This is a genomic window from Stenotrophomonas sp. Ps181, from assembly GCF_025697425.1.
Classification (GTDB): Bacteria; Pseudomonadota; Gammaproteobacteria; order Xanthomonadales; family Xanthomonadaceae; genus Stenotrophomonas; species Stenotrophomonas sepilia.
The window spans coordinates 25,889-42,087 of sequence record NZ_JAHWBI010000013.1 but is presented as its reverse complement, the minus strand read 5'-3'; the positions used below and the strand labels follow the sequence as shown (position 1 = coordinate 42,087).

The following is a 16,199-nucleotide window of genomic DNA, read 5'->3' as shown; positions in this document are numbered from 1 at the left end:
GCTGAAAACGGGCTGGTCCCTGCCTGAGGCCAGCCAGGGCGCAGACCAAAGGCTGCCGGCCAGCGGCCGGCACTACCGTGCCCGTCTCCTGGAGGGGCCAAGCCCCTCCATCAACACAGTTGCTACATGGACGTACTTGCGGCGTCCCCGCAATCCGACACCGCCCCGCCATTCCACGGAATGCCCGCTTTTGACGTTGCCGTTGCTTGCAGCCTCTGCAGGTGCAGGGCGCAGCCCTGCCGATACCCTTAACCGGCCGGTGGGCAGTACGCCTTGATGGCGGCTTCGGCCAATCCCTTCTGCGCGGTGTGCTGCTCCGGGGTCAACGGGGTGTCGGCCTTGCCATCACCATCGGTGTCCTGCATCACCTGGCCACCGCCGTCCAGCAGGGCCAGGTTGGCCCGGGCCGTGCTGCACTGCTCGGGAACCGGGGCGGCCGGGGTCTCGGTGCTGGCTGCGGCCTGCGGGGTGCGGGTCTGCTCGCGTGTCTCGTACTTCTTGCCCGCCGGTGGGGTCTCCGAGTACTGGGTCACGCCATGGGCGTCCTTCCATTTGTACACGGGACCGGCCACGGCGTTGGCACTGGCCAATAGCAGCAGGCATCCAAGGCAGGACAGGGCACGCATGGCAAACTCCACGGAATGGGCGCAGAACGCCGATTGCAGCATTGGCGCCGACCGCTGGCAAGTCGATTAAACTGGATTCCATGGACCCGATCACACCGCCGCCGCGCTCGCGCACGATTTACCTGTTGCCCAACCTGTTCACCACCGCCGGCCTGTTCTCCGGTTTCTACGCGATCATCGCCGCGGCCAACGGGGATTTCGTCAACGCCAGCATCGCCGTGTTCGTGGCGGCGGTGATGGATGGCCTGGACGGGCGCGTGGCACGGCTGACCGGCACCAGCAGCGAATTCGGCGTGCAGTACGACTCGCTGGCCGACCTGGTCAGCTTCGGCATGGCCCCGGCGCTGGTGATGTATCACTGGTCGCTGTCGTGGCTGAAGTTCGACGATCCGCTGCTGGGCCGTGTGGGCTGGGCCGTGGCCTTCCTGTATGCGGCCTGCGCGGCGCTGCGCCTGGCCCGCTTCAATACGCAGGTGGCGGTGGTCGACAAGCGCTGGTTCGTCGGCCTGGCCAGCCCGGCCGCGGCCGGCCTGATGATGTCCTTTGTCTGGGCTTTTGCCGACGGCAATCTGGGCTGGGACGGCAACCAGCTGCGCTACGTGGCGCTGGCGGTGACGATCATCGCTGCGCTGCTGATGGTCAGCCGTATCCGTTTCTGGAGCTTCAAGGGCGGCGCTGCCAAGGGCACCCGTTCGGATCGCGTGCCGTTCCTGGTACTCGCCCTGGTGCCGGTGGCCATCGCCATCGCGGTGATCGACCTGCCGCGCGTGCTGTTCGCGGTCGGCATCCTGTACGCCTTGTCCGGCCCGGTGATGTGGGCCGTGCAGCGCCTGCGCAAGAAGCCCGAGGCCGCGTGAGCCAGGACCTGCCCGTGCTGTGGTCACCGGCCCAGCAGGCCTGGCTGCAGGCCATGGGCTATACCGTCTATCACGACGGCCAGCTGGCCGCCGGGCTGGATGCCGCATTGCAGTTGAGCGTGGCCGAAGCCGAGGCCAGTGTTGCCCCGCCGGAGCCGGTGCGGGCCGCTGTGCCGCCGCGTGATGCCCACGCCGCCCCCGCGACCGCAGTACGCGCGGAACGCCCGGCACCGCCGCGCCGCGAAACGCCGGTCAGTGCCCCGGATACCGTGCCGGCGGCTGAGCGCCCGCTGCCCAGCGGCAACGCACGCCAGCCGGTGGTGCGCCTGCCCGATCGCCTGCAGATCGCACTGCTGCGCGCCTCCGGCTGCAACCCGAACGACCCGGCCACCCAGGTACTGATGGACAGCTGGCCGCTGGACCAGCTGCGCCGCGACCCGGCCGCCAAGCGTGCGCTGTGGCCGCAGCTGCGTGCCCTGCGCAAGCGGGGCACGCCGTGAGCGCGGTGACCCGGCCCGGCCCGGTCAGCCTGCGTGCGCTGCGCGAGAGCGACCTCAATGCGGTGATGGCGATCGAACTGCGCGGCTATCCTTTTCCCTGGACCCGCGGCATCTTCATCGACTGCCTGCGCGCCGGTTATCCCGGCCTGGCGATGGAGCGCGATGGCCTGCTGATCGGCTATGGCGTGCTCAGCATCGCCGCCGATGAAGCGCACGTGCTCAACATCTGCATCGACCCGCTGGCACAGTCGCGCGGGCTGGGCCGCCAGCTGCTGCGCGCGCTGGTGCAACTGGCCGCCGACCGTGGCGCCCAGCGCGTCTTCCTGGAGGTGCGTCCGTCCAATACGCCGGCGCTGGCGCTGTACCACAGCGAAGGCTTCAACGAGATCGGCCGCCGCCCGCGCTACTACCCGGCCGCACAGGGCCGCGAGGACGCGGTGGTGATGGCGATCGAGCTGGTCGACGGCGACCTGCAGGTGATGCCGCCGCTGTGACGGAGAAGGGTGCCGGCCAGCGGCCGGCACTACCGCTAGCCGCCAACCTTGGTTGGCACGCTCTGCTCACGCCAGCCGCAACGCCAGCACGCCACCGACGATGAGCGATGCCGCCAGCCAGCGCGCGCGCGGAATCCGCTCGCGCAGCAGGAACACCGAGATCAGCAGCGCGAACAGGATCGAGGATTCGCGCAGCGCCGAAATCATTGCCACCGGCGCCTGGGTCATGGCCCACAACGCCATTGCATAGGAGGCGGTGGTGCCGACGCCACCGGCCAGTCCCAGCGGCCAATGCCGCCGCGCATAGTCCAGCACCGCGCCGCCGCGCGTGTACAACGCCCACAGCGGCAGCGGAATGCCCGACAGCAGGAACAACCACAACGTGTAGCTGAGCGCGCTGCCGGACTGGCGCGCACCCTGCGCATCGACCAGCGTGTAGGTGGCGATCATCGCTGCGGTCAGCAGCGGCAGGCGCAGTTGGCCGCCACGCGCACCCACTGCCATGCACAGGATGCCGGTGCTCACCAGCACCACACCCAGCCACGCTGCAGCGGGCAACGGCTCACCGAGCAGGGTGCCCGCCAGTGCGACCAGGATCGGCGCGCTGCCACGCATCAGCGGGTAGGCCAGGCTCATGTCGACCTGCTGGTAACAGCGTGCGACCAGCCCGTAATAGGTCACCTGCAACAGCACCGACGCGCCCAGCCAGGGCCAGCTGTGCGCGGCGGGAAAAGGCAGGAAGGGCAGGGCGGCGGCCGACAGCAGCGCGGCACTGCCGGTGACCAGCACGGTGCCGAGGAACTTGTCCGGCCCGCGCTTGACGATCGCATTCCAGCTGGCATGCAGTGCCGCAGCGGCGAGAACCAGCAGGAAGATCGAAAGAGGCATCCGGCGATGATGCCATGCGGGGGAATCGGAAACGCCGGGCATCGCCCGGCGTTTCCGATTCCGCTTGGGTGGGTGCCAACCTCTCCCGTCGTGGCAGGTGCCAACCTTGGTTGGCACGCACCGGAGCGCGGCGTTACAGCTTCGCGCGCTGTTCGCGCAGGCCGGCCAGCTGGGTGTTCCAGTCGGCCAGGCGCACGCGTTCCTGCTCGACCACGGCCGGCGGCACCTTGTCGGTGAACTTGGCCAGCTTGGTCTCGCTCTTCGCCTTTTCGGCTTCGACGCGGGCGATTTCCTTGTCCAGGCGCACGCGCTCGGCATCAAGATCGACCAGGCCTTCCAGCGGCACCAGCAGCTTCAGCTCGCCCACGATCGCGGCGGCCGCCGGCGGTGCGCTTTCGCCTTCGGCCAGCCACTGGATGCTGTCCAGCTTCAGCAGGAACGACAGCGAGGTGCTGAAGCGTTCGATGCGCACGCGGTCCTGCGCCAGGCCGGCCTGCAGGCGCAGCGGCACCTGCTTGGACGGTGCGACGTTCAGTTCGCTGCGCACGCGACGCACCGCGCTGATCACCGCCTTCAGCCATTCCACGTCGGCCTCGGCCTGGGCGAAATCACCGGCGAATTCGGCGGCGGTCGGGTAGGGGCGCAGCGACAGCGTGGTTTCGGCCAGGCCCAGGCGTGGGGCCAGCTGCTGCCACAGCTGTTCGGTGATGAACGGCGTCAGCGGGTGCAGCAGGCGCAGCAGCGCTTCCAGCACGTACAGCAGGGTGTGGCGGGTGCTTTCGGCGTCTGCGGCGTCGGCGCCGTTCAGTGCCGGCTTGCTCAGTTCCAGGAACCAGTCGCAGAACTCATTCCACGCAAATTCGTACAGGCATTGCGCCAGCAGGTCGAAGCGGTAGTTGGCGTAGTGGCCCTGCGCCTCGGCGGACACCGCGGCCAGGCGCGCCAGGATCCAGCGCTCGGCATCGGTACGCGGGGTCGGCGCGCCGGTGAATGCCGCACCTTCGGTGTTCATCAGGGCGAAGCGGCTGGCGTTCCAGAGCTTGTTGCAGAAGTTCTTGTAGCCCTCGGCGCGGTTCATGTCGAACTTGATGTCGCGGCCGTGGGTGGCCAGCGCGGCGATGGTAAAGCGCAGCGCATCGGCACCGTGGGCAGCAATGCCGTCCGGGAATTCCTTGCGGGTGGCCTTCTCGATCTTCTCGACCATCTTCGGCTGCATCAGGCCGCCGGTACGCTTGGCGACCAGGTCGTCGATGCTGATGCCGTCGATGATGTCCAGCGGGTCGAGCACGTTGCCCTTGCTCTTGGACATCTTCTGGCCCTGGCCGTCGCGGATCAGGCCGGTGAAGTAGACATCCTTGAACGGGATCTTCCCGACCAGGTTGTCGGTGGCCATGATCATGCGCGCCACCCAGAAGAAGATGATGTCGAAGCCGGTGATCAGCACCGACGACGGCAGGTAGCGGTCGAAGCCGCGTTCGGCCATGGCCTGTTCGTTGGGCCAGCCCAGGGTGGAGAACGGCCACAGCTGCGAGGAGAACCAGGTCTCCAGCACGTCGCTTTCCTGGTTCAGCACCACGTCGCTGCCCAGGTTGTGCTTCGCGCGCACTTCTGCTTCGCTGCGACCGACGTAGCAGCTGCCGGTGGCGGCATCGAACCACGCCGGGATGCGGTGGCCCCACCACAGCTGGCGGCTGATGCACCAGTCCTGGATGTTGCTCATCCAGTGGCGGTAGGTGTTGATCCAGTTCGGCGGCACGAAGGAAATGCTACCGTCCTCGACCAGTTCCAGGCCACGCCTGGCCAGGTCGTCCATCTTCACGAACCACTGGTCGGTCAGGTACGGCTCGATCACCTGGCCGGTACGGTCACCGCGCGGCACCTGCAGTTTGTGTGCCTTGGTCTCGACCAGGATGCCCAGGTCTTCCAGTTCGGCCAGCACCGCCTTGCGCGCGGCGTAGCGGTCCAGACCTTGGAAGCGCTCCGGCGCGTTTTCGTTCAGCGCTGCCACCGGGGTGAACAGGTTGATCATCGGCAGGCTGTGGCGCACGCCCACTTCGTAGTCGTTGAAATCATGCGCCGGGGTGACCTTGACCACGCCGGTGCCGAACGCGCGGTCCACGTAGTCGTCGGCGATCACCGGCACGCGGCGGCCGGTCAGCGGCAGCACCACGCTCTTGCCGATCAGGTGCGCATAGCGCTCATCTTCCGGATGCACCATCACCGCGGTATCGCCCAGCAGCGTTTCCGGGCGGGTGGTGGCGACGACCAGGTAGTCGCGGGTTTCGCGCAGGGTTTCCACGCCGTCGGCATCGCGCTCGACGTGCTCGTAGCTCAGGCCTTCGTCCAGCGTGTAGGCGATCGACCACAGGAAGCCGTCTTCCTCGGCGCTCTCCACTTCCAGGTCGGAAATGGCGGTCTTCAGCACCGGGTCCCAGTTCACCAGGCGCTGGCCGCGGTAGATCAGGCCCTGCTCGTACCAGCGCACAAAGGCTTCATTGACCGCCGCCGACGGCTGCGGGTCCATGGTGAAGGTGCTGCGCGACCAGTCGGCGGAAGTGCCAAGGCGGCGCATCTGGCGTTCGATGGTGTCGCCGGACTGCTGCTTCCACTCCCAGACCTTGCCGATGAAGCCTTCGCGGCCCAGCGAATCGCGGGTCTCGCCCTTGCCTTCCAGCGCCAGGTTGCGGCTGACCACCATTTCGGTGGCGATGCCGGCGTGGTCGGTACCGACCTGCCACAGCGTGTCGTAGCCGCGCATGCGGTGGTAGCGCACCAGCGCGTCCATCAGGGTCTGCTGGAAGGCGTGGCCCATGTGCAGGGTGCCGGTCACGTTCGGCGGCGGCAGCAGGATGGTGTACGGCTCGCCCGTGCCGGACGGCTTGAAGTGGCCGGCCTTCTCCCAGGCCTCGTAGAGGTCGGTCTCGAAGGACTTCGGGTCGTAGCTGGAGGCGAGTTGGGTCATGCGGGGGAACCAGGAGGTAATCGTTGAAGGATCAGGGCGCGGCGGCGGCCCATCAAGGGGGCCGCGGCGCGCTCACATGTCGTGCTTGTTCAGGGCGTAACCGGCGGCCTTGTACTGGCGCCAGCGCTCGCGCAGCGGTTCGCGCGCTTCCGGATCGGCCGGCACCACTTCCAGCACGCGCTCGCACTGGCCCAGCCAGGGCTCGTCGCGCAGGTTGATCACCAGCGGACGCGCCGGTGCCTCGGTGCCGGGTACCGCGATCAGTACCAGGGCCTCTTCCTCGTCCATGTCTTCGCCGGCGATCTGGTGCGGGATGTAGGCGTCGTTGTCGAACGCCCACAGCAGCTCGTCCAGCTCCTCGGCCTGGGCCTGGTCACGGGCCAGCACCAGGGTGAACAACCCGGCGTCATTGGCCTTGCGCGCCAGCTCACAGACCAGGCGCAGCGGCTCGGTCAGGAAGCGGGGCTTGGCGATCAGGTAGAAGTCGGCGCGGGGCATGGCAGGGTCCGGGTCAGGCAGGGGCCCGGCAGTGCCGGGCGAGGCCCCGGCCGGCGTCTGCCGGCCAGGGTCGGGTACGGCATCAGGCGCGGGCGGCCTGGTCCAGCAGCCATTGGCTCAGCAGGCCGACCGGGCGGCCGGTGGCCATGCCACGCTTGCCTTCATCGCTGGCGACGCCGGCGATGTCCAGGTGGGCCCAGCGCTGGCCTTCGGCGAAGCGCGACAGGAAGCAGCCGGCGGTGATCGCGCCGGCCCAGCGGCCACCGATGTTGTAGACGTCGGCGAAGGTCGAATCCAGCATCGGCTGGTACTCGTCCCACAGCGGCAGGCGCCAGGCGCGGTCGAACACGTGCTCGCCGGCGGCCAGCAGCTCGTTGGCCAGGTCATCGTGCTTGCTCATCAGGCCGGCGGTCTGGTGGCCGAGGGCGACCATGCAGGCACCGGTCAGGGTGGCGACGTCGACCAGCGCGGCCGGCTCGAAGCGCTGCGCGTAGGTCAGCGCGTCGCACAGGATCAGGCGGCCTTCGGCGTCAGTGTTGCCCACTTCGATGGTCTTGCCCGACATCGAGGTGATCACGTCCGACGGACGATAGGCGTTGCCATCGATGGCGTTTTCCACCGCCGGGACCACCACGACGAGGTTCAGCGGCAGCTTGGCCTTGACCGCAGCGACGAAGGTGCCGATGACGTTGGCGCCGCCGCACATGTCGTACTTCATTTCCTCGATGCCGCCCTGGGTCTTCAGGTTGACGCCACCGGTATCGAAGGTGATGCCCTTGCCGACCAGCACATAGGGCTTGGCGTCACCTGCACCGGTCCACTTCAGCACGACCAGGCGCGGGCGGTTGGCCGAGCCACGGGCCACGGCCAGCAGCGAGCCCATGCCCAAGGCTTCCATCTGGTGCTCGTCGAGGATCTCGGCTTCGGCACCCTCGTGCTCGCCGGCGAACTTCACGCCCACGTCGGCCAGATAGGCCGGGGTGCAGTAGTTCGGCGGCAGGTTGCCCAGCTCGCGGGCGAACTCGACACCGGCGGCGATGGCCTGGCCCTGGGCCAGCGCCTGCGCGTCGTCACCGGCGATGGCCAGCTGGGCCAGACCGGCATCGTCGGCCTTCTTCTTGCCCAGGGTGGCGGTGTAGCGGTAGGCGGCGTGATCGGCGGCGATCACCGCCTGGCGGATCGCCCAGGCCGCGTCGCGGTCCTTCACCGCCACTTCGGACAGGGTGAACAGCGCGCTGCGGGTGGCGCCGGGCTTCAGCGCGCGCACGGCGTCGCCCACGGCCTTCAGGTACTGCGGCACGCCGAAACGGGCGGCTTCACCGAGGCCGACCACCAGCACGCGCGGGGCGGTCACGCCCGGCAGGTCGTGCAGCAGGGTGGTCGCGCCGGTCTTGCCGGACAGGTCGCCACGCTGGGCCAGGGCGGCCAGGCGGCCACCGCTGGCGGCATCCAGGGCCTGCGCGGCCGGGGTCAGGGTATGGTCGGCATACGCGCCGACCACCAGGCAATCAACGGTGGCGGCGGCCGGAGCAACGTGGTTCAGGGTGAATTCGAGGGCCATTGAGCAGATTCCATTGGCGAGTCCGTACAATCGCAGGCCGTTTACGCCCAGACAGTAGACTGGGCGGCACCGCGAACGAACCCCAGAGTTTAAACCACCGCCCCATGCTGAAGCTCGACCGATACCTGCTGGGCGATTTCGTCCAGAGTTTCCTGGCTACCCTGATCGTCCTGCTGGTGGTCAGCGTGGGCGGCGTGCTGGTGGACATCCTCGGCAACATCGCCGACGGGCGGCTGCCGGCCAAGCTGCTGTTCTCCCAGCTGGGCCTGCAGTTCATCGCCTACCTGCCGCTGATCCTGCCGCTGGCACTGATGCTGGGCCTGCTGCTGGCCGTGGCGCGGCTGTACCGCGACTCGGAAATGGCGGTCATCACCGCCATTGGTGTCGGCCCCAAGCGACTGCTGCGGCCGCTGCTGATGCTGGTGGTGCCGGTGGTGCTGCTGGTCGGCGCCTGCTCGCTGTGGCTGGGCCCGTGGGCGGGCCGGATGGCCGAGCAGATGATCATCGAGGCCAACCGCAGCGTGCTGATGGCCGGCCTGGAGCCGGGCCGGTTCACGCCGCTGCCCAATGGCGGCGTGGTCTACCTGTCCTCGATCTCGCCTGACGGCACCGAGCTCGGCAAGGTGTTCATGCAGCGGCAGAAGGACGATCGCCTGGAAGTGGTGTCGGCCAACAGTGGCCGCATGTACTTCGAGGGCACCCGCCAGCGCTTCCTGGAGCTGGATGATGGCCACCAGGTGGAAGGCCCGGTGGCCGCTGGGCTGGATTACCGGCTGGCGACCTTCGCCCGCAACGACGTGGCCCTGCCCGATGGCGCACAGACCCGCACCGAGGACGACCCGGAACTGATGCCGACCCTGCAGCTGATCGGCGATGCACGGCCGCAGGCGCAGGCGCAGCTGCATCGCCGGTTGGCACCGCCGCTGATCGCGCTGGCGTTCGCCCTGCTGACCGTGCCGCTGGGCCGCAGCTCACCGCGCCAGCAGCGCTACGGCCGCATGATGCTGGCCCTGCTGGCCTACATGGTGGGCACCAACCTGATGTTCATCGGCAGCGGCTGGATTGCCAACGGCAAGATTCCGCCCGCGCTCGGCCTGTGGTGGTTGACCCTGCCGCTGCTGGCGCTGGCGATCTGGATGTATGTACGTGATGGCCGCCTGGGCCGTCCGAAGGGAGCCCGCGCATGAGGCTGCGCCCGATGCGTTTCGACCTGTACCTGGGCCGGTCGGTGTTCACCACCGTGCTGCTGACCTGGGCGGTGCTGGTGGGCCTGGACGTGGTGATGGCCTTCTCCGGCGAGTTCAAGGACATCGGCAAGAACGGCTACACCCTGGGGCATGCCGCCGCGTGGGTGCTGTACACGGTGCCGCGCCGCGCCTACACCATGTTCCCGACGGCCGCAGTGATCGGCGCACTGATGGGCCTGGGCCAGCTGGCCGCGACCTCGGAGCTGACCGCATTGCGTGCACTGGGCCTGTCGCGCAAGCGCCTGAGCGTTTCGGTGGCGATTGCGCTGTCGCTGCTGACCGCGGTGATGGTGCTCAGCGCCGAGACGCTGGGCCCCTGGGGCCAGGACCGCGCCGATGCGCTGAAGTCCAGCGCCAAATGGGGGCGGGATATTGCCACTACCCGTTACTCGGGGCTGTGGGCGCGCGAAGGCGACACCTTCCTCAATGCGCAGAGCGGCGAGGAGCAGCTGGTGGGCGACAAGGGCACGCGGCTGATCCTGCGTGATGTGCGCCTGTACCGGGTCGCCGAAGACGGCAAGATCGCCTCGTTGACCCACGCCGCCACCGCCGAGCACGACAAGGACGGCTGGGTGTTGACCGGCGTGCGCCGCGACACCTTTGGCGAGCGCTCGGCAACCCGTCAGGAAGTGGCACGTGAGCCCTGGAACTCGAAGTTGGACCCGGCCGCGCTGGCGACCGGCATCGCCAAGCCGCGCAACCTCAGCGTGTCCGAGCTCAGCACCAGCATTGCCTACCGCGAACGCAACGGGCTGGACGCGCGCGATTTCGAGGATGTGTACTGGAGCCGCTGGTTCTATCCGGTGAACGTGCTGGCCCTGTGCCTGGCGGCGGTGCCGTTCGCGTTCGGATCGCTGCGCAGCGGCGGCATGGGCAAGCGCCTGTTCCTGGGCATCCTGTTCGCATTGGGCTTCTGGCTGCTGCAGCTGTTCTTCGGCCGCATGGCCGGCGCGCTGAAGTTCGATTACCGCATTGCCTACGCGTTGCCGCCGATCGTGATGCTGGCGGTGTCCGGACTGCTGTTCCGGCGCAAGTCGGGCTGATCCTCGTTGTTGTGGAGCCGAGCCCACGCTCGGCTGCTTTGCGTGCACCGCCCGCCAGCCGAGCGTGGGCTCGGCCCTACACAAGCGCTGCGCAGGATCGGATTGAAGGGTGACGCATCACCGCTTGGGCATGCGCACCAGGCGGGTGCCGCTGGCGCGGTCGTGCCAGGTCAGCCGTTGGCGGTCGATCCAGGCCCACCAGAATCCCAGCCCGCCCAGCAGCAGTGACAGCGTGCCTACCGCAAAGCGCAGCCACAGCTGGCTGCGCCGCAACGGCGCGCCATCGATTGATTGCACTTTCAGCCGCCACGGTCGCATGCCCAGGGTCTGTCCGCCACGGCGCCAGCTGGCCGTGGCGTACCACCCCGTGACCGCCCAGCACACCGCCCACAGCAGCCACTGCCAGGCGCTGAACGGCGCGATGTTCTCGCGCTGTGCGTGGCCGCTGAAGGTGTAGGCGAGGGTGAACAGCGTGCCGGCCAGCATCCACAGTGCCAGCACCGGCAGTGCGTCGTAGACCATCGCCAGCACGCGCCACAGCAGCAATGCGCGCGGATGGAGCATTTCGGTAGCGGCCGCAGGGGCCGTGTCGGTGGCAGGGCGGGACATGCGCCGAGCATACGCAAAGCTGGCCGTGCCCGCAGTGGCCCTCGTATCCTGCATGCATGGCCCTTGTCTCCACCCCCGCCGAACGCCGCCAGCTGGTCCAGCAACTGCCCGAGCTTCGCGCCGACGACAGCGTGCGCATCCAGCGCTTCCTCGATGCGATCTGGGCCGAGAACGGCCTGGCCCGTGCCACGCTCGACAGCTACCGGCGTGACCTCGAAGGGTTGGCGCGCTGGATGGATGGACGCGACGGTGGCCTGGCCGGCATCGAGCGTCCCGGACTGTTCGAGTATCTGGCCTGGCGCACCCGGCATGGCTGGTCGCCGCGCAGCAATGCGCGCCTGCTGTCGGCGTTGCGGGCGTTCTTCGCCGATGCGGTCCGCCGTGGCGAACGCAGCGAGGACCCGAGTGCGCTGCTGGATCCGCCGAAGCTGCCACGGTTGTTGCCCAAGGCCCTGGCCGAGAGCCAGGTCGATGCGCTGCTGGCGGCCCCGGACATCGACAGCCCACTGGGCCTGCGCGATCGCGCCATGCTGGAACTGATGTATGCCGCCGGCCTGCGCGTGAGCGAGCTGGTGTTGCTGCCGGCCACGGCAGTCAACCTGCGCCAGGGCGTGCTGCGGGTCACCGGCAAGGGCAGCAAGGAACGGCTGGTGCCGCTGGGCGAGGAATCCCAGCACTGGCTGGAGCGTTACCTGCAGCAGTCGCGCCCGCAGCTGGTCGGCAAGGGCAAGGTGCATGCCCTGGCGGATGGGCAGACCCCGTTGTTCATCGAACCGACGCTGCATGCGCTGACCCGGCAGGCGTTCTGGCATCTGGTCAAGCGCCACGCACAGGTGGCCGGCATCGACCCGGCGCGGATCAGCCCGCATGGCCTGCGGCACAGCTTCGCCACCCACCTGCTCAACCGCGGTGCCGACCTGCGCGCGCTGCAGATGCTGCTTGGCCACAGTTCCTTGTCGACCACCCAGATCTACACCCTGGTCGCGCGCGAGCACCTGCAGAAGCTGCACGCCCGCCACCATCCGCGCGGCTGAGTGCCGGGCTGAATCGCTGCCCGGGGCGCCGCCGGGCTTCGCCGCCCGGTACCGGCGGCTGTGTCAGAATCCGGGGTCTTCTTCTGTCGCGGACCGCTCCATGCTCCGATTTGCCATCGCCGCCGTGTTCGGTGCGCTCAGCCTGACCGCCTGCGCCCAGCCGGCTCCACCGGCCGCCAAGGCACCCGCCGCCGCTGCGGCCAAGGCCAGTCCGGCCGCGAATGCGCCCGCCGACCAGGCGGTACGCGCCGCACTGACCGCGTTGAACCCCGGTTTCCAGGTGGACTACATTGGCGCCGCGCCGTTCCCCGGCTTCCGCGAGGTCGTCGTTTCAGGCCAGCTTCTGTATGTGTCCGATGACGGCCGCTATCTGTTCCAGTCTCAGCCCTACGACACACGTGCCAAGGGCCCGGCCAACAGCGAAGGCCTGCTCGGCTACCGTCGCGGCCTGCTGGCCAAGGCCAACCATGGCGATCGCATCGTGTTCGCCGCGCCGAACGCCAAGTACACCATCAGCGTGTTCACCGACATCGAGTGCGGCTACTGCCGCAAGCTGCACCAGGACATCGCCGAGCTCAACCGCAACGGCATCACCGTCGAATACCTGGCGTTCCCGCGCATGGGCCTGGGCAGCAAGGACTACACCGACATGATTTCGGTCTGGTGTGCAGCGGATCGTCGCCAGGCGCTGACCAACGCCAAGCGCGGCGGCAGCGTTCCCGCCAGGAACTGCACCAACCCGGTGGCGATGCAGTACGCGCTGGGCCAGCAGCTGGGCGTGAATGGTACGCCGGCGATCTTCGCGCCGGACGGCACCCAGCTGGGGGGGTACCTGCCGCCGGCACAGCTGCGTGCGGCGTTGGAAAAGCTGTCGGCCAAGCGCTGATCGCCGCCGACCTTTTCTGTAGAGCCGAGCCCATGCTCGGCTGCGCAACCATCAGCCGAGCATGGGGCTCGGCTCTACAGGCAGGAAGCCGGGGATGCGTGTCGCATCCCCGGCTTTTTCCTCACTTCAGGCCATCACTGACCGCCTTGGTCAGCGTGCCCTGCGCATCGTCACCGCTGAACTCCCAGACGAACGCGCCGCCCAGGCCCTGGGTCTTCACGTAACCCATCTTGCGGGTGATGTTGGCCGGGGTGTCGAAGCTCCACAGCGTGCTGCCGTTGTAGATCCAGGTGGCGCCGGCGGTGTTGTCGGTGTAGCCCGGCCACGCCAGGCTCTTCAGCACCTTCCAGTCCTCGATGCCGGCTTCATACGTGCCCGGGGCGGCACCGCTGGCGGTCTGGTACAGGCCGTTGTTGGCATTGGCCACGCCGGTCCAGCCACGCCCGTAGTAGCCGATGCCCAGGTTGAGCTTGGCGGCGGGCACGCCACGGCTGATGAAGGCCTCGATGGCGTCGTTGCTGTTGTACAGCTTCTGGTCGCCGGTGGACGGATCATTCGGCGAATCGAACAGCGCCGACTGGTGATTGGTCTTCGCATCCCACGCGCCGTGGAAGTCGTAGGTCATCACGTTGATGTAGTCCAGGTACGGGTGGTACGCCGCCGGATCGGTGACGCGGATCTTGTCGATGCCGGCACCCACCGCCACCGTCAGCAACAGGCCCGGACGCACCGCATCGAGCTGGCGGCGGAACTCGGCCATCAGCGCGGTGAAGTTGGCGTTGTCTTCCGGCTTGCCGCATTCGATGCCGCACGCCACCGGGTATTCCCAGTCGATGTCGATGCCGTCGAACACGCCCAGCGCCGCACCGGCGCCGCCGGCACCGTCGGTCACCGGCAGGTTGCCCTTGATGTAGGCGTCGATGCACGAGGCAACGAAGGCCTGGCGGTTTTCCGGTCGCGCCGCGCTGGAGAAGCCGCGCGACCAGGTCCAGCCACCCAGCGAGATCAGTACCTTCAGGTTCGGGTACTTGGCCTTGAGCTGCTTGAGCTGGTTCCAGTTTCCGCGCAGCGGCTGGTCCCAGGTATCGGCGCTGCCGCTGACACTTTCGGCGGCACTGAAGGCCTTGGTGTAGTCGGCGAAGGCATCGCCACCGGCACCGCTGTTCGGGTCCGACGGCTGGGTGATGCCCACTTCGCAGCGGTTGTTGCGCACGTTGCCGAACGCGTAGTTGATGTGGGTCAGGCGCGCCGCCGAACCGCTGCTGTCGATGTTCTTGACCCGGTAGTTGCGGCCGTAGATGCCCCACTGGGTGAAGTAACCGATGACCCGCTTGCCCGTGGTGCCACCGTCACCGGCCAGCGTGGTGGCGCTGATCTCGGTGCCCTGTGCCGACGCATTGCCGGCGTTGTCGCGGGCGCGTACGCGGTAGCGGTAGGTGGTCGACGCCGTCAGCCCGCCATCGACATAGCTGGCACTGGACGGCGAACCGACCAGGCTGCCGTTGCGGTACACGTCGTAGCCGGCCATGCCGCTGCCGCCGGTGTTGTCGGTGGAAGGGCTCCAGCTGAGCGCGATGCTGTTGGCGGTGCGCGTACCGGCCGCCAACCCGCCGGGTACGCTCGGTGCGGTGGTATCGCCGCTGGCGGCGTTGACAGTGATGGTGATGGTCGCCGTGCTGGCGGTGGCATTGTTGTTGTCGGTGGCCACCGCACGCAGGGTGTGGCTGCCGGCGCTGGCGTTGGCCCAGCTGGCTGCATACGGCGCACTGGTGGCCACGCCGAGCGTGCTGCCGTCGCGGAAGAATTCGACCTTGGCGACGCTGCCGTCCGGATCGCTGGCGGTGGCGGTCACGTTCACCGTGCTGCCGGCGCTGAAGGTGGCGCCGTTGGCCGGCGAGGTCAGGCTGACCACCGGCGGCTGGTTGCTGCCGCTGCCATCGCAGGCACCGAGGTTGGTGTAGTAGGGCGCACCGGCCGGATGGTCCGGCGGCGCGTTCCAAATGTCCTGGTTCGCCCGATAGAGGACGCCTCCTTTCTGCAGGGTATCGCCGGCCCGGTAGATCTTGGCCTGGTCCCACTGGGCCACGCCGGCACAGCTGGCGGCCTGGGCCAGGCCGGGCAGGGCGGCGCTGCCGGCGGCCAGGGCAAGCAGCCAGGCCAGGTGGCGGGGACGACAGCTTCGGGTCGAACGTTCGGCACTGCGCACAATCGGGTCGTACATGGGTGAGTCTCCGATCAAAGGGCGCGCGGGCCCCGATGGCGCCGCGCGTGACGCAGGTCCGGGCATCGCCCGGGAAGGCGACGGAGGGGCCGGACGGAGGCACCTGGGAGGCCGGGGAGAGAGTCCGGCACCAGGTGGGGACAACGTTGTCATCAATTGCGTGGTCAATCCGTGAGCAAGCGCATGGTTCGAGGATTTGGGCGGAGGGCGGCGCTGGCGCGCGCTCGGCGGCCACCGGCGAAGCCCCTCGTGGCTGGGGGCTTTCCGCGAAAAGCAGATTTCTGGGGTTGGCCGGGCGGGTGGGCTGCGCAGGGGACGCCGTGAATACGTCCCTGTAGGCTCGGGCGCGCCATCCATGGCGCTTACGCCCCTGCGCAGCCCACCCGCCCGGCCACGGACAGGTTCCTGCGTGGCCAGCCACGAAAGACAGAACAAGAAATCAAAAGCAAAAGCCGGTCGCTTCGCTCTTCAATGCCTGACTTCTGACATTTTCCTGGTTGCCGGCCAGCGGCCGGCACTACCGGGGAGCATCCACGCATGGCGTGGATCTACCGCAGATCGCGGAAATCTGTCGGGGGCGGGGTGGTGGGGGCCAGCAGGACCGTTGGCGCCATGGATGGCGCCATCGAGCCCCCATGGACGGGTTTACGGCGTGTCCTGCTGGCCCCCACCACCCCGCCATCCCACGGGAACCCAGCTTTTGCTTGGGCCGTTGCTGTTGCTGTTGCCCTGGCCTCGGCGGGTGCCGGGCGCCGCCCGGCCGAAGCCATCCC

Annotated in this window: 14 protein-coding genes; 7 read left to right on the top strand and 7 right to left on the bottom strand. The window is 68.4% G+C overall.

Annotated features, from left to right (window positions below):
• Positions 1-248 precede the first annotated feature (248 nt).
• Entirely contained in the window at positions 249-626 is a 378-nt protein-coding gene (locus KXV01_RS19665) for a DUF4124 domain-containing protein (RefSeq protein WP_049414343.1), read from the bottom strand.
• A gap of 80 nt (positions 627-706) precedes the next feature.
• On the opposite strand from KXV01_RS19665, the gene pssA reads away from it, so the two are divergent.
• The 3 genes from pssA to rimI are packed head-to-tail and all read left to right on the top strand — an operon-like array spanning position 707 to position 2,477.
• Entirely contained in the window at positions 707-1,483 is a 777-nt protein-coding gene (gene pssA / locus KXV01_RS19660) for a CDP-diacylglycerol--serine O-phosphatidyltransferase (RefSeq protein WP_049414341.1), read from the top strand.
• Entirely contained in the window at positions 1,480-1,983 is a 504-nt protein-coding gene (locus tag KXV01_RS19655) for a hypothetical protein (protein WP_049414340.1), read from the top strand. The genes pssA and KXV01_RS19655 overlap by 4 nt, the downstream gene beginning before the upstream one ends.
• Complete coding sequence (gene rimI, locus KXV01_RS19650) at positions 1,980-2,477, top strand: ribosomal protein S18-alanine N-acetyltransferase (protein WP_049414339.1); 498 nt, start codon at positions 1,980-1,982, stop codon at positions 2,475-2,477. The genes KXV01_RS19655 and rimI overlap by 4 nt, the downstream gene beginning before the upstream one ends.
• A gap of 66 nt (positions 2,478-2,543) precedes the next feature.
• Here the strand turns inward: rimI and KXV01_RS19645 are convergent, their stop codons facing one another.
• The 4 genes from KXV01_RS19645 to KXV01_RS19630 all read right to left on the bottom strand — a co-directional run bounded on the left by KXV01_RS19645 (position 2,544) and on the right by KXV01_RS19630 (position 8,386).
• On the bottom strand, positions 2,544-3,365 hold the full coding sequence (locus KXV01_RS19645) for an EamA family transporter (RefSeq protein WP_134709453.1): 822 nt from the start codon (positions 3,363-3,365) through the stop codon (positions 2,544-2,546).
• Between the two features lie 133 nt (positions 3,366-3,498).
• A complete protein-coding gene (locus KXV01_RS19640) occupies positions 3,499-6,327 on the bottom strand; it encodes a valine--tRNA ligase (protein ID WP_263468017.1) in 2,829 nt (942 codons plus the stop codon).
• 72 nt (positions 6,328-6,399) lie between these two features.
• Positions 6,400-6,825: a DNA polymerase III subunit chi gene (locus KXV01_RS19635; RefSeq protein WP_049414335.1), complete on the bottom strand. Its 426-nt coding sequence runs from the start codon at positions 6,823-6,825 to the stop codon at positions 6,400-6,402.
• 82 nt (positions 6,826-6,907) lie between these two features.
• On the bottom strand, positions 6,908-8,386 hold the full coding sequence (locus tag KXV01_RS19630; RefSeq protein ID WP_164284371.1) for a leucyl aminopeptidase: 1,479 nt from the start codon (positions 8,384-8,386) through the stop codon (positions 6,908-6,910).
• A gap of 104 nt (positions 8,387-8,490) precedes the next feature.
• On the opposite strand from KXV01_RS19630, the gene lptF reads away from it, so the two are divergent.
• Both lptF and lptG read left to right on the top strand, forming a co-directional pair.
• Positions 8,491-9,573, top strand: a complete 1,083-nt coding sequence (gene lptF / locus KXV01_RS19625) for an LPS export ABC transporter permease LptF (RefSeq protein WP_100477538.1) — start codon at positions 8,491-8,493, stop codon at positions 9,571-9,573.
• The gene (gene lptG / locus KXV01_RS19620; protein ID WP_049414332.1) at positions 9,570-10,676 is read left to right on the top strand and encodes an LPS export ABC transporter permease LptG; all 1,107 of its coding nucleotides are present in this window, start codon (positions 9,570-9,572) and stop codon (positions 10,674-10,676) included. Before lptF ends, lptG begins: the two co-directional genes overlap by 4 nt.
• 117 nt (positions 10,677-10,793) lie before the next feature.
• On the opposite strand, the gene KXV01_RS19615 is transcribed toward lptG, so the two are convergent.
• Positions 10,794-11,285 carry an RDD family protein gene (locus tag KXV01_RS19615; RefSeq protein WP_049439199.1) on the bottom strand — a complete coding sequence of 164 codons (492 nt, stop codon included), beginning with the start codon at positions 11,283-11,285 and terminating at the stop codon, positions 10,794-10,796.
• A gap of 56 nt (positions 11,286-11,341) precedes the next feature.
• Here KXV01_RS19615 and xerD point away from each other — a divergent pair, with 56 nt between their 5' ends.
• Positions 11,342-12,319, top strand: a complete 978-nt coding sequence (gene xerD, locus KXV01_RS19610) for a site-specific tyrosine recombinase XerD (protein ID WP_049414329.1) — start codon at positions 11,342-11,344, stop codon at positions 12,317-12,319.
• A gap of 100 nt (positions 12,320-12,419) precedes the next feature.
• Entirely contained in the window at positions 12,420-13,205 is a 786-nt protein-coding gene (locus KXV01_RS19605) for a thioredoxin fold domain-containing protein (RefSeq protein ID WP_014645882.1), read from the top strand.
• A gap of 121 nt (positions 13,206-13,326) precedes the next feature.
• Here KXV01_RS19605 and KXV01_RS19600 read toward each other — a convergent pair whose 3' ends face one another.
• Entirely contained in the window at positions 13,327-15,426 is a 2,100-nt protein-coding gene (locus KXV01_RS19600) for a glycosyl hydrolase family 18 protein (RefSeq protein ID WP_263468016.1), read from the bottom strand.
• Positions 15,427-16,199 lie beyond the last annotated feature (773 nt).